Origin of the sequence: Rothia sp. HMSC072B03 (assembly GCF_001809565.1) — a bacterium.
Classification (GTDB): Bacteria; Actinomycetota; Actinomycetes; order Actinomycetales; family Micrococcaceae; genus Rothia; species Rothia mucilaginosa_A.
In genome coordinates, this window is record NZ_KV797969.1 from 149,551 (window position 1) to 172,807 (window position 23,257).

Here is a 23,257-nt window from a genome sequence, read left to right on the forward strand (position 1 = left end):
CCGAGGGAGGGCGTGCCCCGCGCGCCCGTAGCTTCGGACAGGATGAAAGAGGGGGTCACGCCATGGGGCGCGGCCGTCAGAAGGCTAAAGCAACAAGGCAGGCTCGGGAGATGAAGTACTTCAGCCCCGAGACCGACTACAGCGCTCTCGAGCGTGAGCTCAGCAGCGCGAAGAATACCAAGTCCTCCGATTCGTCCCGCCGCCGCTATGACGACGAGGACGACTACTCGGCATACGCTGAAAAGTACGCTTCCTACGAGGATGAGGCATAGGGATACGCGGAATGATTCGGTAGGTATCGACCGAGCGTATTCTACAGATGATGAACCGGCTTGAGGCCCCGCACGGGGTGCTCAGCCGGTTTTTTCGTGCCCTCAAGACCCCAAGCCGAGAGGGCGAGCCCCGGGAGGAGCGCGGATAAGAGGACGCGTAACCGAGAAAAACACGAAGGAGACCGCTCAGCCGGAGGCCTCGAAAGACGGAACACCCCTGCATAAAATAATTTCGGCTGAATAAGCATACATAGCTGAGGCACAGCTTAGTCATGCCTGGCGCTGAGAGTACACGGGCAATCTAGAGTCATGAATAACGAACAGAACATGACTCAGAACAGCAACCAGACCACCCAGGCCGCGGCAGAACAAACCGCCGCAGAGCAAGCCGCAGTAGAACAGAAGCTCGCCAAGAAGAAGCTCACCCGCCGTATCTTTATCGGAGGCGGCCTCGGCGCGCTCGCCGTTGTTGGCGGCGGCGCGGGCTGGGCCTACAACCGCTACCTGGCAGAGCACACCGAGATCGAAGATACCACCGCCTACGAGGCGGCCGCGGCCCAGGCGAACGCCTCGGCATCCGGCTCCGCCACCGCAAGCCCTAGCGAACTGACCGGGGTGAAAATCGATGGCCAGAGCCTCACCGCTAACGAAGGCTCGATTACCATCACCTCCACCACCACCGGTAGCGGCTCCGACGCGGTTGTTTCCTTCGTCGCGGACATCAAGCTCGATAACGCGACCCTGCTGCGTAGCGCCTTTGCGAACAACAAGTTCGGCCAGAACATCATTGGTACCCCCTCGAATATCGCCTCGGAGCACAACGGTATCTGGGCCATTAACGGCGACTACTACGGCTTCCGTACCACCGGCATCGTGATCCGAAACGGTGTTGTCTACCGTGACTCCGGTGCACGTGAAGGCCTCGCCTTCTACCGCGACGGCTCCGTCAAGCTCTACGACGAAACCGCAACCAACGCCCAGACCCTCGTCAACGAGGGTGTGTGGAACACCCTCTCCTTCGGCCCGGCCCTGGTGAAGGATTCCGCCATCGTGGATGGCATCGACAGCGTTGAGGTGGACACCAACTTCGGTAACCACTCGATTCAGGGTAACCAGCCTCGAACCGGTGTGGGTGTGCTCGGCGCCAACCACCTGGTCTTCATCGTGGTCGATGGCCGTTCCACCAACTATTCGCGCGGCGTAACCATGACCGAGTTCGCGCAGATGTTCAAGGACCTGGGCTGCGTCAGCGCCTACAACCTGGACGGTGGTGGCTCCTCCGCCATGGTCTTCAACAACCAGCTGGTCAACCGCCCCCAGGGTGGCACGAAGGAGCGTGGAACCAGCGACATTCTCTACATTGCCGGGAGCGCATCATGATTATTCTAATTCCCGCATATAAGCCTGACCAGTCTCTTGTCCGTCTTGTGCACGCTCTAAAGGCGCAAGACGCGAGCGCAGAGATTCTCGTTATCGACGATGGATCCGGTAGCACCTATGCGCCAATTTTTGCCGAGCTGCACCTGGATGGGGCCATCGTTCGGACCCACCCCGTCAACCGAGGCAAGGGCGCGGCCCTGCGTACCGGCATCGCCTGGGCGAAAGCAAACCGCCCCGGTGAGGTCATCGTCACCGCCGATGCGGACGGCCAGCACCTCCCTCGGGACATCTTCCGTGTGGGTGTGCGCACCGAAACCGCCGCGGCGGCAGGGCAGCGGACCATCATCCTCGGCGTGCGTACCAAGCCCGACCCGAACGCCGGCGAAGAAGGCACGAAGGTGCCGCTGCGCTCCAAAATTGGCAACAGCGCAACCGTAGGCTTCTTCGCCCTGGCGACCGGCGCCCGCGTGGCAGACACCCAGACCGGTCTGCGCGGCTTCACCCCGCAGATCCTGGACTGGCTGCTGCAGATTCCCGGCGATAAGTACGAGTACGAGTTCTCCATGCTGCTGCGCGCAACCCGCGCAGACGTGGAGTTGGTGCAGGTACCCATCGTGAAGGTCTACGAGCCGGGCAACCCGACCAGCCACTTTAGGCCTCTGCAGGACTCGGCGCTGATTTACGCACCGCTGCTTGCCTTCCTGGCGTCCTCGTTTGTGACCGGCTTCCTGGTGGATGCTATCGCCCTCTTCGTCCTGGTGGGCTTGGGCGTTCCGCTGCTGGCAGCCGTGATTGGTGCCCGCGTCATCTCGGCGCTGACGAACTTCACCGTCAACCGAATGCTCATGCACGACGGAGGCGCACGCCCCTCGGCATCCTCCTCGCTGGTACGTTACACCGTGCTGGCGGTGGGTATCCTCGCAGCCAACGCGGCTCTGATGGAAACCCTGACCGGCCTGGGCGTATCCCTGCTGGTCGCCAAAATCCTGACCGAGCTCATCCTGATTCCGGTGAGCTTTGCGGTTCAGCGCCGCTGGGTTTTTCTACCCACCCAGCGTCAGGAAAACCCGCGAGAAAAGACAACGGCAACCAACGCACCCTCGGGTCTGCGTGCGGTCAGCTACGAGTCCGCTCGCGTGGAGGCAACCGGTATCCGTACCGGTGTGCGCGCCTCCCAGGTACGCCCCTAGCTCGTCTACCCTAGCGTCCAGCTCGCTAGGGGCGTACCCCAAGATTTCTCCCACCTGTCAGTCGTGAGGGTGGGTGGGAGAAGCAAGCTGCAGCACCAAATGCGGCAGCGTTCTGTTCACGCAAAGCCCCCACCGGGACGTACCCGGCGGGGGCTTTGTGATTGTCATTCTTTGAGGTTTCCCACGGCTAACGCCGCCGGAAGACTGAGGGGTGAGAGCTCACCGAATTACTGACCGGGAATCAGGCCGTGCGGGGTGATTAGGAACGGCGGGTTGTGATTCGTGGTCGGGTTGGTCACGTAACCGGTGCGAGCCGCACGGGTCGGGTACTTCGGTGCACGCTTGGGCTTGGGGTGCGCCGGGGTGACGTTCTTGCCCTGCAGGACCTCAAGAGCGCTCGCGGCGTTCGCGATACCCGCGCCGCATGCATTCACATCGCAGGTCAGCGGCTTTGCGCTCTGCTTGAGAACCTGCTTTGCACGATCGGCGGTCAGCGAGGGATCCACGGACTTCATCAGGGCGATGATGCCGGCCACCTGGGGAGCCGCCATGGAGGTGCCATCGTACTCGGTGTAGCCGGCACCGGTGGATACGGTGGTGCCGAGGTCCACGGTAGACATGATGCCGTCGCCGGGGGCGCTCACATCAACGATCTTGCCGTAGTTGGAGAAATCGCTGCGCTGGCCCTTCTGATTCGTGGAGCCAACCACAATCGAACCGCCGCAGTTTGCGGGGGCAATCTTGGAGGTGTCCTGATCGTCGTTACCGGCGGCAACCACCAGAATGGCACCACGCTTATTCACCTCGGCAATGGCCTTGGAGTAGGTCGCGGGGCAGGTACCCTCGCCACCGAGGGAGAGGTTGATGATCTGGGCGGGGTGGGTGTTGGCGGGCACGCCTTCAACGGTGCCGCCCGCGGCCCACACCATGGCATCCGCGATATCGGAGTCATAGCCGCCGCACATGCCCAGGGCGCGCAGGGGCAGAATCTTGGCGTTGGGAGCCACGCCCGCGATGCCGCGCTTGTTGTTCATGATTGCGGCGATGGAACCGGCCACATGGGTGCCGTGCCAGTTGGACTCGGAGGCCTCAGAGCCAGCGGCGCAGACGCCGGCTTCTTCCCAGTTACCCTGGTCGGTGGGGTCGGCGTCGCGGCCGTTGCCGTCACGGGCGATGGAGGGCTCGGTGATGAAGTCGTAGCCGGGCAGAACGTTCGCGTCGAGGTCCGGGTGCTTGACGATGCCGGAGTCAATCACAGCAACGGTCACGCCGGAGCCCTGGGTGGTGGCCCAGGCCTCGGGAGCGGAGATGCCCTTAGCGTCGTGTAGGTTCCACTGCTGGGGGTACAGGGTGTCATTCGGGGTGACGGCCGCCTGGTTCTTCGAAGCGCTTGCGGCCTTGGCCAGGGTGCTGGTGGCCTGGCGGCGCGCGCTGGAGCGGCGCATCAGGTCGGGCTCGACGGAGGCGACGGAGGCGTTGGAGCTCAGCGCCGCCATGTACTTCTCCGCCTGCTCTGCGGTGAGCTTGGAAGAAGTGGTCACCACGGTTGCCTTCTGGGAGGTGGTGCGCACGTAGTTGGTTTTGACATTGAGCAGGTCGTCGATCTTCTGCACGTCGGCGGTGATGCCGGAGTAGAGAGAATCGCTCCAGGTGGCAACATGGGTGCCCGCGGGGCTTGCCCAGTTGATGCCGCCGGCGTTCAACGCGTCATCGGTGTAGGTGATGACGAAGCGGTTGAAACCTGCCTTCTGCTGATCGGAGCTGAGGGAGGAGATGGTCGTGTGTGCTGCGGCGCGAGCTGCGTTGCTGGTCTGGGCGGGAGCCGCGAAGGTTGCGGGTGCGCCCAGGGAGGCCACGAGTGCTGCGGCGGTTCCCATGCTCAGTGCGACGCGTGCGATGCGGCGCGAGGAGGGATGAGTGGTAAAAGACATCGGGGTCCTTTGCATATGTGAGTGCCGGAAGCGGCAGTTGGTGAGGATGACCCACTCACATAAATGCACTTTTCGGAAAACATTTATATTTCTTTGTGCGCCGCGTTGGCAGTGCGGTAACGGAAAGAAAAATGCACATTACTGCATTAATGTGCAATGTTTTCTAAGCCCCTGGAGGAGTTTATTTCGGAAGTGGTTTATGCGGTGAGATATTGCTATCCTAGCACCTTTCCCTCATGGCAAAGCTCCAAAAACCGGGAATGTGGCACAGCTAATGTATTTTTTTGATTTTGGGATAAAAATAAAGAATTGCCTAGTCAAGACAATATTGAGAGATTAAAGTAAAGATTTAGATATTCCTCAGCCCGGCATAAATAGTTGCATAGCAGAATTGATATTTTAGGAATAAAGTATCGCATTATCGCAAGCACCATTCCGCCGGGTAGTGCATGAACACCACCTGATGGGTCGTGGCATGAGGGGACCGAGAGCACCGAGAGCGCGGGGCGTTAGGTTGGGAACGGCAAAGGCGGGGCTCGGTGAAGGCCCCTCACCGAGCCCCGCCTGACGCACAACCGGGCTTGCGGGATGAAGCGCTTAAAGTGCTCGTCCAGAAGGTAGAGCCTGCCCGATGTGGGGGGGCTTAGCTCACCAGGGTGAGTTCACCGGCCTCACGGGGCTTCTGCACGGGGGAAGTCACCGTGTAGTCCCCATCCTGCTGGGAGTCCCCGTCGTCGCTCAGGTCGTTCGCATCCTGCGACTGGGTGCCGGATTCCTCGGAGGAATCCGCGTCGGCCGAGACGGCATCGGGGTTGATGGCCTCTGCGTTATCGTTGGTCATCGTAGCCGGCTCTTCGGCGCTATCCGGGGCCTGTCCGCCCTGAACCTCAACGGAGGTATCCTGCGCATCAATATCGGACAGGGCCGTGCGGTGGGCGGAGGTAATTACCCTGGAGGTGTAAATGGTGCGCGGGCGGCTAAAGGACATCTTGCCCTGCGCGTCCAGGTTGCCTACGTACTGAGCAATCTTACGGCTACTGATGATACCGCGTCCGCAGTAGCCCTTGTCGCACTTAATCGGGTTGGCCGCGGCGTTGAAAGCGGAGCTGTAGACCTTCTGGCGGCTGACGTTTGCGCCGTTCACAAACTGCTGAGCCAGGATACCGGACACGTGCGGTGCCGCCATGGAGGTGCCGCTCCTGTAGACGTAGTTGTACTTGCCGTTGGGGCGGTTGATGCTGTCAATACCCAGAGAGAGGATATCGGTACCCGGGGCAGAGACGGTAACGGTCTTGCCGTAGTTCGAGTCCGATGCGCGGGTGCCATTCTTGGTGCTGTTACCCACCGCGATGACGCCCTTGCAATTGGCCGGAGCAAACTGCGAGGCATCAATCCCGGCGTTGCCGGCGGCTGCGACCACGATAGCGCCCTTAGAGAGCGCGAAATTAATGGCCTTCTGGTAGGCGTTGGGGCATGCTCGAACGCCGCCCAGGGACAGGTTGATAATCTGTGCGGGATGCTTATTATCGGGAACGCCGTTGATGTGACCGCCCGCCGCCCACATGATGGCGTCGGCGATGTCCGAGGTCTGACCACCGCATCGACCGAGCACGCGAATCGGCTGGATGGCGGCCAAGTCAGAGACACCCGCAATACCCTGGCGGTTCTGGCCGCGTGCGGCAATTATGCCGGCAACGTGCGTGCCGTGCCAGGTTGAAATCTGCGCGTCCTGCATGTCGCCGCAGAGGTTGAAGGGAGCCTGATCGCCCTCGTCAGTGGGGTCGGCATCGCGGCCATTGCCGTCGCGGCCGCTCACCGGATTGCTAATGAAGTCGTAACCCGGCACTAGAGAGTGGATGAGCTCGGGGTGGCGGGTGTAACCGGTATCAATCACCGCAACGGTCGTCTTCAGGCCGCGATACAGGCGCGCGTTGCCGGTGTTGCCGATGCCGACGGTGGGGTTGGTGAGGTTCCACTGCTTGGAATACAGGGGGTCGTTGAAGACGAAGGTGCTTTCGACCGCCGGGTAGTTGACGTAGTCGGGCTCCACGGAGGCTACGTTGGGGTTGGAAGCCAAGCGGTCCATGAACTCCTGGGCCTGCTGCTTGTCCAGCTTCTTGGAGGTCTGGACAATTGCGTCGTTGGAGGTGGTGGTGCGGACAACCCCACCGCTGGTTTCGAGGGAAGCCGCGGAGGAGTCGATGGTCTGTTGGATGCCGCTGTCCAGGTCACCGGGGGTTACTCCTCCGGCCACCTCGGCATCTCCGCTACGCTCCTCGGCTCGCTGCTTTGCATCGTCGGTGTAGGTAACGATGAACTGGTCAAACTTCTGCTGGGGAAGGGAACCGGGAGCAACACTTCGCGGAGCACCCTGGGGCGATCCCGCGCTGGTGGGAACGCTAAAGGGGGAAGCGGGAGTGGTAGCTTCGGTCTGGTCGGCCTGAGTGGCATCCTCGTGGGGCGCCTGCGCAAGGGCTGCAGGAAGGTTGCCGCCGAAGATGAGGGAGCCTGTGGCCAGTAGGGCGAGGCCTGCGCGGAAGGGTTTCATGACGGTGGGATGGTTGGCTCTGTGTGACGCTGTGGAGTGGCCAGCTGAGGGCACGGGCCAGTGGAGCTTCATGAGAAATCTCCTGATGAGTTGAGAGTACGCGGATAGTGTGGTGTGTACCGGAGCCGTCCTGCGTTTTTCGTCTACGGCTAGGTATTGCTAAGCGACGTAAACCGAGGAACGCAGGAAAAGATTTTCCGTCGATACGCTAAGAAGCATGGAATCGCGCATATCTTTTGGATGGCGTATAAAGGTACCTCATTAAGCTATCACCTAAAGAAGAGATTGAGGTATATCTCTACTATATTTTTTATATCAAGATGTGAATTTTTCCTTGTGGAATGGAATAGCCTGCCCGCGGCTGAAGGAATTCTGAGCTTAAGGTTGAAAGTTAAGCGCTCAATAGGTGGGTGGTGCAGAGTCCCGATTCGAACCCGGGCGCTTATTAGCACTATAGTGTAAGCACTTTAATGCAGAGAAAATGTTCTTGTCATTAAAATAAAGAGAATTAGAAGAACGTGAATTAAAACTAAGAGTGCCTCGAAAATAAGGGGGGGGATTTCCAGGGGAAGCCAAAATGGTGGAATGCCCAAAGTACAGGAGACCCAAAGTACAGGAGGGTCCGGTACGCAGAGGGCCGGGGTGGTCCCACACGAGTGGAGCCACCCCGGCCCTTTGGTACGGTCTCATGACCGCTCAAGTACGTTAGGAGGCGTAAGAGCCCAGCAGGCGAACCGCGCCGCCATCCACGCCCTTAGCGCCCTGAATGTAGTCGGCGCTATTGGGCTCGGGGTCACCAGCAGCCACAACATCGCCCATAATCCAGGCGGGGATACCGCGGTCGTTCAGGCGCTTGGTAGCTGCCTCAGCCACGGAGGGGTCAACGATGGCGATCATGCCCACGCCCAGGTTCAGGGTGCGTTCCAGATCGGCCAGCGGTACGTTACCCAGCGAACCAATCAGGGAGAAGATGGCGGGAATCTGCCAGGTGGAGCGGTCCACGCGACCCTCCAGGCCCTGAGGCAGAACGCGAGCCAGGTTAGCAGCCAGGCCGCCACCGGTCACGTGAGAGAAGCCACGCACACCACTGCCGGTGGTGCCGTCCTCGCCGTTGACGGGGAAGGCAGCCGCCAGATCCAGGCAGTCCGCCGCGTACACACGGGTGGGTTCGAGCAGTTCCTCACCGATGGTGCGGCCCAGCTCGTCCACCTGGCGCTCCAGGCCCCAGCCGGCTACGTTCAGGACCTTGCGGACCAGGGAGTAGCCGTTGGAGTGAATACCGGAGGAGGCCATGGCAATCAGCACGTCACCCTCGCGCACGCGGTCCGGGCCGAGCAGCTCGTCCGCTTCAACCAGACCGGTTGCGGCACCGGCGACATCGTACTCGTCCTCGGCCAGCAGGCCGGGGTGCTCGGCGGTCTCGCCGCCGACCAGGGCGGTACCGGCCTGTGCACATGCGCCAGCGATACCGCGCACGATATCGGCGATGCGCTCGGGAACGACCTTGCCGGTGGCAATGTAGTCGGTCATGAACAGGGGCTTGGCGCCACAGACCACGATATCGTCTACAACCATGCCAACCAGGTCGTAACCGATGGTGTCGTGAATATCCAGGGCCTGAGCAATGGCAACCTTGGTGCCCACGCCGTCGGTGGAGGTGGCCAGGTAGGGCTTGCGGTACTTGACGAGCTCGGAGACGTCGTACAGGCCCGCGAAGCCGCCCACGCCGCCAACAACGGAGGAGTTGTGGGTTGCCTTGATGGCGTCCTTCATCAGCTCGACGGCGCGATCGCCGGCCTCAACGTCAACACCTGCGCTCGCGTAGGTTACGGTGGTGGTGTTCTCGCTCATTAGGATTCCTTCGGGGTAGCGGTAGCGGAGGAGTTGGCGGGAGTGCGGTCCGCCTCGGTCAGCAGGCCCTCGAGATCGGCGTCGGGGCCGGGGTTGCACATGCCCATGCCGGGGTCGTCATCGGAGACCTTTACGGTGGAGGGGTCGAACTTCGTCTCGAGGGTTTCGGTGCCTTCGCGGGTGTCAATCGAAACGGCCTCGGCGTGTTCGGGCTTGGCCGGGACTGCGCGCTCGACGGTCACCTCGGCGGCCTTACCGGCCAGCGGGCCACCCTTGCCCTTCTCCTCGGAATCGAAGAGGGACTTGCCTCGGCGCTCTTCGCTGGGCAACTCGATGGGGTACTTGCCGGTGAAGCAGGCGGTACACATGTTCTCGGCGGGCTGCTCGGTGGCGGCCATCATGCCTTCCTCGGAAATGAAACCGAGCGAGTCGGCACCGAGGGAGGAGGCAATCTCATCCACCGACAGGCCGTTCGCAATCAGCTCGGCGCGGGAGGCGAAGTCGATGCCGTAGAAGCAGGGCCACTTTACGGGCGGTGAGGAGATGCGCACGTGCACTTCCTTCGCGCCGGCCTCACGGAGCATACGCACGAGGGCGCGCTGAGTGTTACCGCGAACGATGGAATCATCGATAACGATAAGGCGCTTGCCCGCCACGACGGACTTGAGCGGGTTGAGCTTCAGGCGGATGCCGAGCTGACGGATGGTCTGCGAGGGCTGGATGAAGGTTCGGCCCACATACGCGTTCTTGACCAGGCCGTTGCCGTAGGGAATGCCGGATTCTTCGGCGTAACCAATTGCGGCGGGAACACCGGATTCGGGGGTGGGCATGACCAGGTCGGCCTCAACCGCGTGCTCGCGGGCCAGCTGACGGCCCATCTCAACGCGGGATTCGTAGACGCTGCGGCCGGCGATGGAGGTGTCAGGGCGGGCCAGGTAAACGTACTCGAAGACGCAGCCGGCGGGCTTGGCCTCCGCGAAACGCTGGGAGCGCAGGCCGTTTTCGTCAATGGTGATGAACTCGCCGGGCTCAACCTCGCGAACGAAGGAGGCACCAACGATGTCGAGGGCCGCGGTCTCGGAGGCAACAACCCAGCCGCGCTCCAGGCGACCGAGCACGAGCGGACGAACGCCCTGGGGGTCGCGTGCGGCGTAGAGGGTGTGCTCATCCATGAAGGTGAGGCAGAAAGCGCCGCGCAGGGTCGGCAGCAGGTCGAGGGCTGCCTCTTCGAGGGAACCGAAGTCGTGCTCCGCCAGCAGCGCGGTAATCAGCGCGGTGTCGGTGGTGTTACCCTGCGCCAGCTCGCCGTGCTTGGGCGGCTTGCCGCCGTTCTTCTCGAGCACACGCTCGTAGAGGTCTGCAGAGTTGGTGAGGTTGCCGTTGTGGGCCAGGCAGAGCGTGCCGTGCGGGGTGGTGCCGAGGGTCGGCTGCGCGTTAGCCCAGTGGGACGCGCCGGTGGTGGAGTATCGGGCGTGGCCGATAGCGTGGTCACCGGGCATAGAGCTGAGCGTTGCTTCGTCAAAGACCTGGGAGACGAGGCCCATGTCCTTGTACACGTGGATGCGCTTGCCGTTACTGGTTGCGATACCTGCGGATTCCTGGCCGCGGTGCTGAAGCGCGTACAGGCCGTAGTAGGTTAGCTTTGCCACGTCCTCGCCGGGGGCCCAGACGCCGAAGACGCCGCAGGCGTCCTTGGGTCCGTGGTCAATCGGATCGAGGTCGTGAGTGAGTTTTCCGTCGGGGCGAATCAAGTCACTTCTTTTCGACGTTGGGACTGCGGATGCGTCTGCGCGGGTGCGAGACGGATGTGTGTTTCTGCGCTCGTACCTGCCTGTATGTGCGATGGCATACACCAGACCCTTAAAAGTGTACCGGGTTTCGGCGTGGATGTGGTGAAGGATACGCTAAATACCCCGGTATGGACATCTCAACGCAGGCCACGGAAGCCGGGTAAAACCGTGCGGATTAGCGGGAACGAACGCGAGCCTAGAAGAGCGGTAGCAGACCGGAGAGGTTGCTGCGTTCGCCGGAGGCATCGAGCGCACCGGCTGCCACGGCGCGATCCCACGGGCAGGCGCCCAGCACGAGCGCCGCCCAGACAGTCGGTGAGGTCTCTACGACCGAGGGCGGGGTACCTCGCGTATGGCGGGGGCCGGCCACGCACTGGGTGACTCCCAGCGGGGGCACGCGCACCTCCACGCTATTGCCGGGGGCTAGGGTGGCCAGTTCTTCGAGGGTAAAGCGCACGAAGGTTGCGCGCACGGAGCGGGGGAGTGCCGCGAACGCCTGTTCTATTTCGACGGGTACGAGTGCGGTCTCGGAAGGCTCAGAATCAAAGGAAGCGAAGAGTGCGCGCACCTCGCGGACCGCCGCCATGCCCGCCTCCTCGCTCGTCTTGCGTCGAATGGTCACGGCTACTTTCCCTCCGGAGCTTCAGCAAAAAGCTCCTCGTGCACGCGCAGCTCGCCCACCTCAACCGGCTTGCCGTCCACGTAGCCGCCGGTCACCGGGGGAACCACCAGCGCGAGTAGGCGCTCGCATTCTTCAGTGCTCAGGTATCCGCCAGCGACCAGGGCGCGCAAGGCCACGGCGTACATGGCGCGGTGCGAACCGTCGCTCATCTTTACCACCACGGACGCACCCGAACGCAGACCGATGCAGAGCACGCCCTCCGCGCCGCCCTTGACGATCGCGTCCAGTTCTTCGCTGAGCACGGTGTCGGGGGAGCCGGGTGCCTGAATCAGCTCGGGGTAGTCCACCATGGCGGTCGCGACCGTGGAGGCGCGCGCATCCGCCCCGAGGTTGCGGATTGCCGCACCGAGGGTCGAGTAGGCGCGTGCGGCACCGGCTAGGGAGACGGCGTGCACGGGCGCACCGCAGCCGTCAACGCCGATTGCGGCTACGGGCTCGCCGGTGAACGCCTCAATTTCTTCGGTGATGACCTGCTGTAGCGGGTGGGCGGGGTCGAGGTAGTTGTGCAGGGTCCAGTTCTGCGAGCCCTCTTCGAGGTCGCCACGCTCGAGCTTGGCGGTGCACGCCCACAGGAACGCGGCGTGCTTACCGGAGCAGGGGTGCGCCAGGGCAGTAGCGGCAAGGTTCGCCTGAACCATTGCCTGGCGTGCCTGCTTGTCGGAGGGGTAGGAGGGCTTGAGCGCCAGGTTCGCCGGGGTGAGCGGGTTGGTTTCGGTGCTGCCCTGGGTGAGTACGTCCTGCACGGCGCGCATCTGCTCGAAGGTGCCGCGGTGCGAGCCGCAGGCGATAGCGACCTGGGAGCCGCGCAGGGGCGCGCCCGCCTTCATGGATCCGATGGCCTGCAGCGGCTTGGCGGCGGAGCGCAGGTAGAAGGGCTCGTGAATGTCGCCGAGGGCGAGCTGCACATCACCGTCGGGGCCCAGTAGGATGAGGCGGCCGCGGTGGCGTGCCTCAATGAAGTTGTTGCGGGTGAGCTGCGCGAGTTCTACGTCGAAGGCGCTGCTGTGGTTGGTGGTGTGAGTGGTGGCCTGTGAGGTGGTGCTGTTGGTCATTCTTCTAGTTTAAACGGGGTGTGCGGCTTGCCCCTATTTGTGTCTGGTGGCGCGGAGCTAGGATGGGCTGGCGCGGTCAAGGGAGAGCCGTGTGAAGAGATTCACGTTTACTGGGAGTTGAAGTTATGAGTAACTCATTTTTATAATTGAAGGGTGCTCAAGCGCAACGGGTAAGACTAAGGCAAGTGAGCGAGGCACAGCCCGCACGAACCGAAAAACCCAGCACCGCATAGGACCGACCACGATCGACGCCCGACAAACCATTCTGGCACCTCGACGTACCGCCTCATGAATACGGCGATGACCAAGGCAGCGGCAGATGAGTAAAACCCCACCCCGTCAATCGATGAGCTATGAGTGTACCTACTCAAAATCTCATTATCTCCGCCGCGCCCCACTATGCGATCTGAGAACGGGCGTAAAGTATCCAGTAGGAAATTGATGCAGTCCTTAGGGGTCGACCCCGGACCTAGGAATAAATCGCTAGGTGCGACCCGGTACGAGTATGCATCCTTACCGCCCCTCACCCCTCTGAACTCACTCTCGAGCGGTGAGCGGCAACCATGTAAAGGAGTACATCCATGGCAGAGCAGAACAGCACCTCTACCTCCGCACAGAACTCTTCCCCCAAGGGCGGCGTGAGCGCAGAATCTGAATTCCACGCAAAGTTCTTCCCCATCCTGGCCCGTGTTGCTTCTGTGACCGCAGTGCTCATGTACGTGTTCTACTTCCCGCAGATTATCGGTAACCTGAGCGGTCACAAGGGTGACTGGATTCAGCCTCTGGTTGCGGCTATCAACTGCACCCTGTGGGTTCTGTACGGTCTGTGGCGCCCCAAGAAGGACGTCCCGATCATCATTGCGAACGCTCCCGGTATTGTCTTCGGTGGCCTGGCTGCTATTACCGCCCTCATCTAATTTCATCGCGTAGCGACTTCTACGGCCCTTTTCATGTGCCCTTCGGGGCGTCGAGGCATGAGAAGGGCCGTTTTTTAGTGCCCTCGGCTCCCCTTTTTGAGAGGGTACCGGGTACCCTAAATACTATGAAGGTTTTGGTACTGGGCCCCGGTGGCCGTGAACACGCTATTATCCGTGCGCTTCTGCGCGATCCTGAGGTGACTGAGGTGCACAGCGCCCCCGGCAACGCCGGTATTGCTCAGGATGTTCCCGTCCACGCAATTGATGCGAATGACCCCGCCCAGGCAACCGCCCTGGCACGCGAACTGAACGCCGACCTGGTCGTTATCGGCCCGGAGGCGCCCCTGGTCGCAGGTGTCTCCGATGCGCTGCGTGAGGCGGGTTTTGACGTTTTCGGCCCCTCCGCGGCTGCCGCTCAGCTGGAGGGTTCCAAGGCCTTCGCGAAGAAGGTCATGGAAGAGGCCTCCGTACCGACCGCGCGTGCCCACGAGGCACGCACCCTCCCCGAGGCTGAGGCCGCCCTGGACGAGTTCGGCTCCCCCTACGTGGTCAAGGATGACGGCCTGGCTGCCGGTAAGGGCGTTGTGGTGACCGAGGACCGCGCCGTAGCGGTTGAGCACGCGCGCGCCTGCTTCGAGGCCGGCGGCTCCGTAGTCATCGAGGAATACCTGGATGGCCCCGAGGTGTCCCTCTTCGTCATCTCCGACGGTAAGAACGTTCTGCCGCTCTCTCCCGCCCAGGACTTCAAGCGCATCTTCGACAACGACGAGGGCCCGAACACCGGAGGTATGGGTGCCTACACCCCGCTTCCCTGGCTGCCCGAGGGCTTCGTGCAGGAGGTCGTGGAGAAGGTGGCCCGCCCGACCGTGGCCCGCATGGCTGAGCGCGGCACCCCGTTCGTGGGTGTGCTCTTCTGCGGCCTGGCTGTGACCAACCGCGGCGTGCGCGTCATCGAGTTTAACGCCCGCTTTGGCGACCCCGAAACCCAGGCAGTTCTGGCGCGCCTGCGCACCCCGCTGGGTCAGCTGCTGCGTGCGGCTGCTCGCGGCGAGATTTCTGAGGGTACCGAGCTGGACTGGGATCCCCGCACCGCGGTGGACGTGGTCATGGCCGCCGAGAACTACCCGGGCACTCCCCGCAAGGGTGACGTCATCTCCGGCCTGGATAAGGCGAACGCCCTGGAGGGCGTGCACGTGATTCACGCGGGCACCGTGGTTTCCGGCGAGGAAATCCACACCGCCGGCGGCCGCGTGCTGGCCGTCGTGGCGCTCGGTGAGAACCTGGGCGCCGCCCGCGACGCCGCCTACGAGGGCGTCCGCGCCATCTCTTGGGCTGGCGCGCAGTACCGCACCGACATCGCGCTGAAGGCTGTGGAGAATCGCATCCACATTCCCGCCCCGCGCGACTAAAACCTAAGGTGACCGGCTTCCCCGCTTGAGGGTGGGGGAGCCGGTCGCTTCTTTGCCACTCGCTTCTTTATTCCTCGCCGCCTCAGCTTTTCCCGGGTTCATTTCCTCGGCTCGGGGTGCTGGCGGCGGCGACCGGGGTGGGTTGGGCTCTCAAGATTGTGCCGTATTGATGACTGATGGCACTATCGGGAGCCGTGCCTGTCGCGGTATTGTAATTACACAGACTTTTTGCATCCACATCACACCACCTCATCAGGAGAAATTCTCATGACTTCTCGTTCTAACCCCGTGGAAATCCCGGGCTGGACTCACATTTATTCCGGTAAGGTCCGCGACCTGTACGTTCCGAATGAGGAACGTTTTGATGCTACCGGCTTGACCGTCAATGATGACGCTGAGCTGCGTGCCGGTTCGGTCATGGTTGTTGCCTCGGACCGTATTAGCGCTTTTGACCGTATTCTGCCCACCGAGATCCCGGATAAGGGCAAGATTCTGACTCAGATGTCCCTGTGGTGGTTTGAGCAGCTTAAGCAGGTTCCGAACCACGTGCTGTCCACTGACGTTCCGGATGTTGTGGCTGGTCGAGCAATGATTTGCCGTTCGCTGAACATGTTCCCGGTGGAGTGCATTGTGCGCGGTTACCTGACCGGTTCGGGTCTGGCTGTGTACAACGAGACCGGTGAGATTGCTGGTGTGAAGCTGCCTGCGGGCTTGGTGGATGGTTCCCGCCTGGAGACCCCGATTTTCACTCCGACCGGTAAGGCCGAGGTGGGTGAGCATGATGAGCTGGTGACCCGTGAGGAGCTGTACGCTGAGGTGGGTCAGCCGGTGGGCGAGCGCCTGGAGGAGCTGAGCCTGAGCCTGTACACCACTGCGGAGAAGATTGCTCGTGAGCAGGGCATTATTCTGGCGGATACCAAGATGGAGTTCGGTACTGATTCGTACCGTGGCGAGATCACTCTGGGTGATGAGGTTCTGACCCCGGATTCTTCGCGTTTCTGGGATGCTCAGCAGTACGAGCCGGGTCACGCGCAGCCGAGCTTCGATAAGCAGTATGTGCGTGACTGGTTGCGTTCGCCGGAGTCGGGTTGGGACGGTTCGGATAACGTGCCGCACCTGCCTGAGGAGGTTGTGGAGAAGACTCGTGCCCGTTACGTTGAGGCGTATGAGCGTCTGACCGGCACGAAGTTCTAAACTCAATATTTCGGGCTGAAGTAAGTCTTTGAGATAGCTAAAGGGCGGTGCCCCGGAAGGTCATTCTTCCGGGGCACCGCCCTTTAGCTATATGGGTTTATGCGGTTGAGGGGCAAAGCCTAGCCGGCGTGAACGTCTTCGTCGTGTACATTCTCGTGGCACAAATCCTCGTGCAGAATATCCCGCGCCGGATGCTGCCGCGCCCGCTCCTCCGCAGCACGGTCAGACAGCGAATAAAACCACGTAATGTGCTCGCACACCCGCTCATAGGCGGCCTGCTCATCGTGAGAGGTAATCGCCTCAATAATGCCGTAATGCTGCTCCTGCAACGTGCGCTTGACCGCCTCCCAATCCTTCAGGAAAGGAACCGCCTCCTGTACATAACTCATCGTTGCCATGTGCAGAGAGTCAATGACCGTATCAAGCACAATATTGCCGCCGAGCTTCGACAGTTCATAGTGAAAACGCGTATCGCAGAAATGGAAACGCTCATCACTAATCTGCTCATCCATCTCCGTAAGGTGCACGCGCGCCCGCTCCAACGCCGCCTCACGCTCCGGGGAATCCGGTGCAGCCGCCGCCGCACGGGCGGCAGGGCCCTCCAACAGCAGGCGGGTTGAGACGACGTCCTTCACCGGCAGGCTACGGGTCGCAATGTGCATGCGTAGCGCCCAGCTGAGCGCATCCGACGGCTCCGAAATGATGATTGCACCCGACTTCGGGCCCGAACCCGTGCTCGAGCGAATCAGACCCAGCGCATTTAGAACCCGCAGCCCCTCACGCACCGAGGGGCGGGAAATGCCGTACCGCGCCGCCAGCTCACGCTCGGAGGGGAGCTTATCGCCCACGCGTAGCTCACCAAGACGCAGGCGACGCTCAAAAGTCTCCAGAACGATGCTGTAGCTGCGGTCCTTCAGTATTGGTTCATGAGCGTGGAGCCGCGCAGGCTGAACCGGCTTGGACGCTGTCGCATCGGATGGGGAGGCACCGGGCCGAAGGTCATCCTGAGAAGTCTGCGGCATGAAATCTCCTAATAACGAGGGGGAGTATGGAAGAGCGGAAGCTCCGAGCGGCTGAAGCGAAGTGAAGGGAAGCCGAGGGACAAAGAAAGCGGGGCGGCAGAACCGAGAAGGTTCGCCGCCCCGCCGTGGCCACCGGAAAATACCGGGGCGAATGTCCTACGGCCCTTGAGGTTTTCACCTCAGGAACTCTCTAAGGGGTGAGCCTCAGATTAGGGAACCAGGAAGGACAGAACGTTGGTCTGCAGGAAGACCAGGACGCAGACGAACAGGAGCATAGCGAAGGACCAGGGGAGGACAGCCTTGAGGATGTCGGATTCCTTGCCTTCCATGTCCACGGAGGTAGCAGCAATAGCCAGCGACTGCGGGGAGATCATCTTACCGACCACACCACCGGTGGTGTTAGCAGCCAGCATGAGCTCGGGGGTTGCGCCGTGGATACCTGCGTGCTGCAGGTTCTCAGCAGCAGACACCTGCAGCTTGGAGAACAGTGCGTTCGCACTGGTGTCCGAACCGGTCACAGCGGTACCGATCCAGCCCAGAGCCGGTGCGAGGAACGCGTAGACGGTGCCCAGGCCTGCCAGGAAGGTACCCATAGCAATGGTCTGACCGGAGAAGTTCATGACGTATGCCAGTGCCAGAACCGAAGCAATGGTCAGGATGGACCAACGCATGCGGTAGACAACGGAACCGAACTCGGTGAAGATTGCCGGGAACTTGAAGGCGTAGCGGCCCTTCTCGTTGAAGAAGAAGTAGACCACAGCAACAACCAGACCGGAGATGATCAGCAGGGTGCCGGGGTTGGACATCCACGCGAAGTTGTAGACTGCATCCTTGACGGGCTTGCCGTCAGCGGTGACGAGGCGGGAGCTCAGAGCCTGGATGTCGATCTTGAGGACGAAGCTCTTCAGCCATGCCTTCAGGCCAGCGTGCAGGTTAGCAACACCGAAGATTGCAACGACGATGACGTAGGGCAGCAGTGCCATCCAGACGCGAACGGCGGGCAGAGCTTCCTTCTCTTCAGCCTGTGCGGGCAGGCCGTAGCGTTCACGAACGCCCTCGACGCCGCGCGGCTTCCAGAACTGCAGGAAGATAACGGCAACGCCCATGGAGACGATGCAAGCAACAACGTCGGTCAGGTTGAACGCGGGGGTAGCAGCGGTGACCCACTGGGTAATTGCGAAGGAAACACCGATGATCAGTGCGGGCAGCCAAGCGTCCTTCAGGCCCTTCATACCGTCGAGGATGACGAGCAGGATGAGCGGAACGAGCATTGCCAGGAACGGAGCCTGGTGACCAACGATGGTTGCGATAACGTGTGCGTCCTTGCCGCCGACGTCAGCTGCGGTGGTAATCGGGACAGCAACTGCGCCGAATGCCACGGGTGCGGTGTTAGCGAGCAGAACGGTAATAGCAGCCTTGAGGGGCTTAACGCCCAGGGCGAGAATCATGGTTGCGGTAATTGCAACGGGAGCGCCGAAGCCAGCCAGTGCCTCGAGCAGACCGCCGAAGCAGAATGCGATGAGGATAGCCTGGATGCGCAGGTCGCCGCCGCCGAGGCGGTCAAACACGCGGCGCAGGTCTTCGAATCGACCGGAGAGAACGGTGATCTGGTAGAACCAGATGGCTCCCAGAATCACCCAGCAGATGACCAGGCCGTAGATGGCGCCGCGGACGGCGCTCAGACCGGCGAGGTCAGCGGGCATGTGGAAGCCCAGCGCTGCTACGAGGATGGATGCTGCCAGTGCCACGAGTGCGGACCAGTGAGCGCGTGCCTTAACGCCCAGTAGCATGACAAAGAAGGTGAGGAGGGGGATCGTTGCGACGAGCGCGCTTAGCCCGAGGCTACCTCCAACTGCGTTGGTTACAGCGGTGTAAGTTTCCACTGGAACTCCTTTGGTTCAGGGTGTGTCTTGTGTATGGTCTGACCATTTGATGATGCGTGAGCGAACGGATCTTTGTTCTCTCGCGGGGGATGTGGTCAGACCATTCATCGCATGTATAGAACCATACCCGACGTATTGCGGTTTCGCCAAAAGCACACAGCTTCGTTACGGGCCGTCGAGCGGGTCGGGCTCGAAATTTTTCTGTGAATTTGCCGCTATATTGCGGCGCTGATAGTTAATTCCAGGTTCTGACACACAACTCGCGAGACCGACCTAAGGGTACCCATTTCTGTACGTCAGGGAATCGAATGTGACGCGGGAAAAATGCACACCGATTGTTGGTTTCGTGAAAAATAATGCCCCTAAAAACATTGAAAGAAAGGGGGTTTGTGCCTATTTTCCGCGAATTCTCACATTGCATATCTGCGTTTGATGAGCGTTCAAATACGCTCCGGCGAGATGCTCTGATTCGCGATTCAAGAAGAGATGGGGTCACATATACCGGAAGGTAAGAAAGTGTACCTTAGAGTCAGGATGACCTAACCCTTTATTTAACAAGGAAAGTATGCCCTATTCCGAGTAGAGAAAAGAAACGTAACAGTGTTAAATAGCAAGGACTAGATAAGACATCACCACGGTTTCTGATCCCACCGCATCCCACCTCCACTTGGGGCGTGCACCGCCTGTTCGTGCTTATGGGCATCCCGCCAACGGCCCGGCAAAGTACGCAGAACAACGCTCCGCCTGCCCCAGACGCAGGCGGTGAGACCGAGAAACTCTGAATACAGAGGAAAGGACGGCAAGTCATGCGTATTGCACTCTTCTCCACGTGCATTGTTGACGGCATGTACCCCCGCGTAGCTCGCGCCACCGTCGAAATTCTTGAGCGCCTGGGCCACGAGGTTGTCTTCCCCCCGAACCAGACCTGCTGCTCCCAGATGCACGTCAACTCGGGTTACTTCGATGACGGCTACGAAATCGTTAAGAACCACGTCGAGGCCTTCGACTCCTGGGACTGGGATGTGGCCGTTGCCCCCTCGGGTTCCTGCGTTGCCTCCCTGCGCGACCAGCAGGCTATGGTAGCCCGCAGCCGCGGCGACGAGGCCCTGGCCCTGAAGGCCGAGCAGATTGCCTCTCGTACCTTCGAGCTCTCCCAGCTGCTGATCGACGTCCTCGGCATCACCAACGCAGCCGAGCAGCTCGGCTCCTACTTCCCCGAGCACGTCACCTACCACAGCTCCTGCCACGGTATGCGTCTGCTCCGCCTGGGCACCCGCCAGCAGGACCTGGTCCGCACCGTTGAGGGCATCAAGTACACCCAGATTGAGGGCATGGACCAGTGCTGCGGCTTCGGCGGTACCTTCTCCTTCAAGAACCCCGATGTTTCCGGCGCCATGGTCAACGACAAGGCCGACAACGTCGAGGCAACCGGCGCATCCATCTGCACCGGTGGTGACTGCTCCTGCCTCATGAACATCGGTGGTGCGCTCTCGCGCCGTGGCTCCGACGTGAAGACCATTCACTTCGCTGAGATCCTCGCCTCCACCAAGGAAAACCCGCTCAAGATTGACTCGAAGAACATCGAGCTCTCGATCGCCTAAGGAAAGACAAGACCTCATGACCGCTATTCAGCTTGGTATGCCCAAGGTCGTTCATTACGGCGAGGGCAACATTTTCGAAGAAATCCCCTTCCCCAAGTACGCCAAGGAAGAGCTCAAGAACGAGCAGCTGCGCTCCAACCTGCGCTTCGTGACCCACGCGATTCGTAACAAGCGCGCCCGCGTCACCGCAGAGCTGCCCGACTGGCAGGAGCTGCGCAACACCGGTGAGAGCGTCAAGAACTACGTTCTGGCAAACCTCCCCGAGCTGCTCGAGCAGTTCGAGCGCAACTTCACCGCTGCCGGTGGCCACGTGCACTGGGCCCGCAACGCCTCCGAGGCAAACCAGATCGCTCTGGACCTGATCCGCGAGCAGGGCGTGGACGAAATCATCAAGATCAAGTCCATGGCAACCGCAGAGACCGGTCTGAACGAGTTCCTTGAGGAAAACGGCATTAACGCCATCGAGACCGACCTCGCCGAGGAAATCGTGCAGCTGGGCCACGACCGCCCCTCCCACATTCTGGTGCCCGCAATTCACCGCAACCGCCGCGAGATTCGCGACATCTTCCTGCGCGAGATTGAGGGTATCAACCCGGACATCACCGATGAGCCGGCAGAACTGGCAGAGGCATCCCGTAACCGCCTGCGCAACAAGTTCCTGAACACCACCGTGGCAGTCTCCGGCACTAACTTCGGCATCGCCGAGACCGGTACTCTGACCATCGTGGAGTCCGAGGGTAACGGCCGTATGTGCCTCACCCTGCCCGACACCCTGATTACCTTCATGGGTATCGAGAAGATTCTGCCCACCTTCCAGGACTACGAGGCCTTCCTGCAGCTGCTGCCCCGTTCCTCCACCGGTGAGCGCATGAACCCCTACACCTCCATGTGGACCGGCGTCACCCCCGGTGACGGCCCGCAGAACATGCACGTCATCCTCATCGACAACGGTCGTACCGCCGTTCTGGCCGACGAGGTTGGCCGCCAGGCTCTGCGTTGCATCCGTTGCTCCGCCTGCATGAACGTGTGCCCCGTGTACGAGCGCGCAGGTGGTCACGCCTACGGCTCCACCTACCCGGGCCCCATCGGCGCGATTCTGTCCCCGCAGCTCTCCGGTATCGAGGCTGCAGAGAACAGCTCCCTGCCGTACGCATCCTCCCTCTGTGGCGCGTGCTTCGAGGTTTGCCCCGTGAAGATTAACTTCCCCGAGGTTCTCGTGCACCTGCGCGCCAAGGATGTCGAGTCCAAGCACGCCGTTCGCGAGTTCGAGGGTAACAAGAAGGCTCCCTTCTCGCAGATGGACGCCATGATGCTCGGCGCGAAGAAGCTCTTCACCTCCGGCAAGATGATGTCGGTCGCGGAGCGCGGTCTGCCCATGTCCCGCCTCATCGCCGGTCGCAAGCACAAGATCACCGCTGTTCCCGGTATCGTCGGCGGTTGGACCGAGTACCGCGACATCCCCGAGCCTCCCAAGGAATCCTTCCGCAACTGGTGGAAGAAGGAGAAGGGTAAGACCGCGGCACGCGATAACGCACCGCGCGTTGACATTCAGGCACTCATCGAGGCCAACAAGGGTAAGGCAGCTGAAGCGGCTGCAAACGCTAAGGCTGCTCAGGAAGCCCGCGAAGCTAAGGAGAACAACTAATGTCCTCTGCTAAGGAAGATATCCTCGCACGCATCCGCTCCTCTCTCGAGGGCGTAGGCCCCGCACCGGAGCCGGTTCGTAACTACCGTCGCGTCAGCGAGCTGACCGAGGAGCAGACCATCGACATGCTCGTCGGCCGTCTGATTGACTACAAGGCTAACGTCTTCTTCGCCACCCCGGAGAACATCTCCGAGGTTATCGCGGAGCGCCTGGGTGAGAAGTCCACCTACGTGGTGCCCGAGGGCCTGGATAAGAAGTGGCTGCCCGCCGATACCGCCGAGCGTAAGCACGTCACCGACTCCGGTAGCACCCTCAAGCCCGGTTGCCTGAGCCTGAAGGAACTGGACGCCGTGGACGCCGTGGTGACCGGTTCGACCGTCTCTTGCGCAGAGACCGGTACCATCTTCTTGAACACCAACCCGGAGGAAGGCCGCCGCGCCATCACCCTGGTGCCCGACCACCACATCTGCGTGGTCCCGCGTTCTACCGTGGTGGAGCTGGTGCCCGAGGCGATTGAGCGTATCACCTACACCCGCCCGGTGACCATGATCTCCGGCCCCTCCGCAACCAGCGATATCGAGCTGATTCGCGTGGAGGGTGTGCACGGCCCCCGTACCCTGGACGTCATCATCTACGACGCCAAGTAAGCGGAACCTTTAGATAAAGAACCGCCTAGCAGGCTTTCAAAGCCCGCTAGGCGGTTCCTTACGTTATGCCTATTTTTTCCTATCGCACGATATATCTCAGGCCGTCAGCGGAGAATCTATAGCGTTTTAGGAGTGCTCGAGTCAGCGCTGCGGCGCTCCGGCCGAGGCTCCTGCTGAGAGAATACCTCCTGTACAGGCGCTCCTGCATAGACGCTTCTGCGCGAAATATCCGGTGCGGGAACG

Annotated in this window: 17 protein-coding genes; 9 read left to right on the forward strand and 8 right to left on the reverse strand. The window is 61.3% G+C overall.

Annotated features, from left to right (window positions below):
- The first annotated feature begins 62 nt into the window (after positions 1-62).
- The 3 genes from HMPREF2630_RS04040 (at position 63) to HMPREF2630_RS04050 (ending at position 2,842) form a co-directional block, all read left to right on the forward strand.
- Complete coding sequence (locus HMPREF2630_RS04040; protein ID WP_049331591.1) at positions 63-272, forward strand: DUF3073 domain-containing protein; 210 nt, start codon at positions 63-65, stop codon at positions 270-272.
- Positions 273-581: 309 nt separating this feature from the next.
- Positions 582-1,652 carry a phosphodiester glycosidase family protein gene (locus HMPREF2630_RS04045; RefSeq protein WP_049331593.1) on the forward strand — a complete coding sequence of 357 codons (1,071 nt, stop codon included), beginning with the start codon at positions 582-584 and terminating at the stop codon, positions 1,650-1,652.
- Entirely contained in the window at positions 1,649-2,842 is a 1,194-nt protein-coding gene (locus HMPREF2630_RS04050; protein ID WP_049331597.1) for a bifunctional glycosyltransferase family 2/GtrA family protein, read from the forward strand. The genes HMPREF2630_RS04045 and HMPREF2630_RS04050 overlap by 4 nt, the downstream gene beginning before the upstream one ends.
- 227 nt (positions 2,843-3,069) lie before the next feature.
- Here the strand turns inward: HMPREF2630_RS04050 and HMPREF2630_RS04055 are convergent, their stop codons facing one another.
- From HMPREF2630_RS04055 to HMPREF2630_RS04080, 6 genes are all read right to left on the reverse strand, one after another.
- Positions 3,070-4,773, reverse strand: coding sequence for a S8 family peptidase (locus tag HMPREF2630_RS04055; RefSeq protein ID WP_049331600.1), 1,704 nt, complete (start codon positions 4,771-4,773; stop codon positions 3,070-3,072).
- Between the two features lie 643 nt (positions 4,774-5,416).
- A complete protein-coding gene (locus HMPREF2630_RS04060) occupies positions 5,417-7,321 on the reverse strand; it encodes a S8 family serine peptidase (protein ID WP_070483519.1) in 1,905 nt (634 codons plus the stop codon).
- A 705-nt stretch (positions 7,322-8,026) separates the two neighbouring features.
- On the reverse strand, positions 8,027-9,172 hold the full coding sequence (purM, locus tag HMPREF2630_RS04065) for a phosphoribosylformylglycinamidine cyclo-ligase (protein WP_070483521.1): 1,146 nt from the start codon (positions 9,170-9,172) through the stop codon (positions 8,027-8,029).
- Complete coding sequence (gene purF / locus HMPREF2630_RS04070; RefSeq protein ID WP_070483522.1) at positions 9,172-10,923, reverse strand: amidophosphoribosyltransferase; 1,752 nt, start codon at positions 10,921-10,923, stop codon at positions 9,172-9,174. Before purF ends, purM begins: the two co-directional genes overlap by 1 nt.
- 235 nt (positions 10,924-11,158) lie before the next feature.
- Complete coding sequence (locus HMPREF2630_RS04075) at positions 11,159-11,584, reverse strand: sterol carrier family protein (RefSeq protein ID WP_143131591.1); 426 nt, start codon at positions 11,582-11,584, stop codon at positions 11,159-11,161.
- Between the two features lie 2 nt (positions 11,585-11,586).
- On the reverse strand, positions 11,587-12,696 hold the full coding sequence (locus tag HMPREF2630_RS04080) for an asparaginase (RefSeq protein ID WP_070483524.1): 1,110 nt from the start codon (positions 12,694-12,696) through the stop codon (positions 11,587-11,589).
- 581 nt (positions 12,697-13,277) lie between these two features.
- On the opposite strand from HMPREF2630_RS04080, the gene HMPREF2630_RS09310 reads away from it, so the two are divergent.
- The 3 genes from HMPREF2630_RS09310 to HMPREF2630_RS04095 all read left to right on the forward strand — a co-directional run bounded on the left by HMPREF2630_RS09310 (position 13,278) and on the right by HMPREF2630_RS04095 (position 16,216).
- Positions 13,278-13,613, forward strand: a complete 336-nt coding sequence (locus HMPREF2630_RS09310) for a hypothetical protein (protein ID WP_070483526.1) — start codon at positions 13,278-13,280, stop codon at positions 13,611-13,613.
- A 125-nt stretch (positions 13,614-13,738) separates the two neighbouring features.
- Positions 13,739-15,022, forward strand: coding sequence for a phosphoribosylamine--glycine ligase (gene purD / locus HMPREF2630_RS04090; protein ID WP_070483528.1), 1,284 nt, complete (start codon positions 13,739-13,741; stop codon positions 15,020-15,022).
- A 267-nt stretch (positions 15,023-15,289) separates the two neighbouring features.
- The gene (locus HMPREF2630_RS04095) at positions 15,290-16,216 is read left to right on the forward strand and encodes a phosphoribosylaminoimidazolesuccinocarboxamide synthase (protein ID WP_070483529.1); all 927 of its coding nucleotides are present in this window, start codon (positions 15,290-15,292) and stop codon (positions 16,214-16,216) included.
- A 119-nt stretch (positions 16,217-16,335) separates the two neighbouring features.
- Here the strand turns inward: HMPREF2630_RS04095 and HMPREF2630_RS04100 are convergent, their stop codons facing one another.
- Both HMPREF2630_RS04100 and HMPREF2630_RS04105 read right to left on the reverse strand, forming a co-directional pair.
- On the reverse strand, positions 16,336-17,238 hold the full coding sequence (locus HMPREF2630_RS04100) for a FadR/GntR family transcriptional regulator (protein ID WP_049343180.1): 903 nt from the start codon (positions 17,236-17,238) through the stop codon (positions 16,336-16,338).
- 209 nt (positions 17,239-17,447) lie between these two features.
- Complete coding sequence (locus tag HMPREF2630_RS04105) at positions 17,448-19,121, reverse strand: L-lactate permease (protein WP_049343181.1); 1,674 nt, start codon at positions 19,119-19,121, stop codon at positions 17,448-17,450.
- A gap of 806 nt (positions 19,122-19,927) precedes the next feature.
- Between HMPREF2630_RS04105 and HMPREF2630_RS04110 the strand changes: the two genes are divergently transcribed.
- Genes HMPREF2630_RS04110 through HMPREF2630_RS04120 form a run of 3 tightly spaced genes read left to right on the forward strand, consistent with a single transcriptional unit; the run spans position 19,928 to position 23,014 of the window.
- Positions 19,928-20,722, forward strand: a complete 795-nt coding sequence (locus HMPREF2630_RS04110) for a (Fe-S)-binding protein (RefSeq protein ID WP_049343182.1) — start codon at positions 19,928-19,930, stop codon at positions 20,720-20,722.
- Between the two features lie 16 nt (positions 20,723-20,738).
- Complete coding sequence (locus tag HMPREF2630_RS04115) at positions 20,739-22,367, forward strand: LutB/LldF family L-lactate oxidation iron-sulfur protein (protein WP_070483531.1); 1,629 nt, start codon at positions 20,739-20,741, stop codon at positions 22,365-22,367.
- Entirely contained in the window at positions 22,367-23,014 is a 648-nt protein-coding gene (locus HMPREF2630_RS04120; RefSeq protein ID WP_049331623.1) for a LutC/YkgG family protein, read from the forward strand. The genes HMPREF2630_RS04115 and HMPREF2630_RS04120 overlap by 1 nt, the downstream gene beginning before the upstream one ends.
- Positions 23,015-23,257 lie beyond the last annotated feature (243 nt).

Coding starts and splice junctions, on each gene's coding strand:
- HMPREF2630_RS04040 (WP_049331591.1), top strand. CDS start 63: ATGGGGCGCGGCCGTCAGAAGGCTAAAGCAACAAGGCAGGCTCGGGAG.
- HMPREF2630_RS04045 (WP_049331593.1), top strand. CDS start 582: ATGAATAACGAACAGAACATGACTCAGAACAGCAACCAGACCACCCAG.
- HMPREF2630_RS04050 (WP_049331597.1), top strand. CDS start 1,649: ATGATTATTCTAATTCCCGCATATAAGCCTGACCAGTCTCTTGTCCGT.
- HMPREF2630_RS04055 (WP_049331600.1), bottom strand. CDS start 4,773: ATGTCTTTTACCACTCATCCCTCCTCGCGCCGCATCGCACGCGTCGCA.
- HMPREF2630_RS04060 (WP_070483519.1), bottom strand. CDS start 7,321: ATGAAACCCTTCCGCGCAGGCCTCGCCCTACTGGCCACAGGCTCCCTC.
- purM (WP_070483521.1), bottom strand. CDS start 9,172: ATGAGCGAGAACACCACCACCGTAACCTACGCGAGCGCAGGTGTTGAC.
- HMPREF2630_RS04080 (WP_070483524.1), bottom strand. CDS start 12,696: ATGACCAACAGCACCACCTCACAGGCCACCACTCACACCACCAACCAC.
- HMPREF2630_RS09310 (WP_070483526.1), top strand. CDS start 13,278: ATGGCAGAGCAGAACAGCACCTCTACCTCCGCACAGAACTCTTCCCCC.
- purD (WP_070483528.1), top strand. CDS start 13,739: ATGAAGGTTTTGGTACTGGGCCCCGGTGGCCGTGAACACGCTATTATC.
- HMPREF2630_RS04095 (WP_070483529.1), top strand. CDS start 15,290: ATGACTTCTCGTTCTAACCCCGTGGAAATCCCGGGCTGGACTCACATT.
- HMPREF2630_RS04100 (WP_049343180.1), bottom strand. CDS start 17,238: ATGCCGCAGACTTCTCAGGATGACCTTCGGCCCGGTGCCTCCCCATCC.
- HMPREF2630_RS04110 (WP_049343182.1), top strand. CDS start 19,928: ATGCGTATTGCACTCTTCTCCACGTGCATTGTTGACGGCATGTACCCC.
- HMPREF2630_RS04115 (WP_070483531.1), top strand. CDS start 20,739: ATGACCGCTATTCAGCTTGGTATGCCCAAGGTCGTTCATTACGGCGAG.
- HMPREF2630_RS04120 (WP_049331623.1), top strand. CDS start 22,367: ATGTCCTCTGCTAAGGAAGATATCCTCGCACGCATCCGCTCCTCTCTC.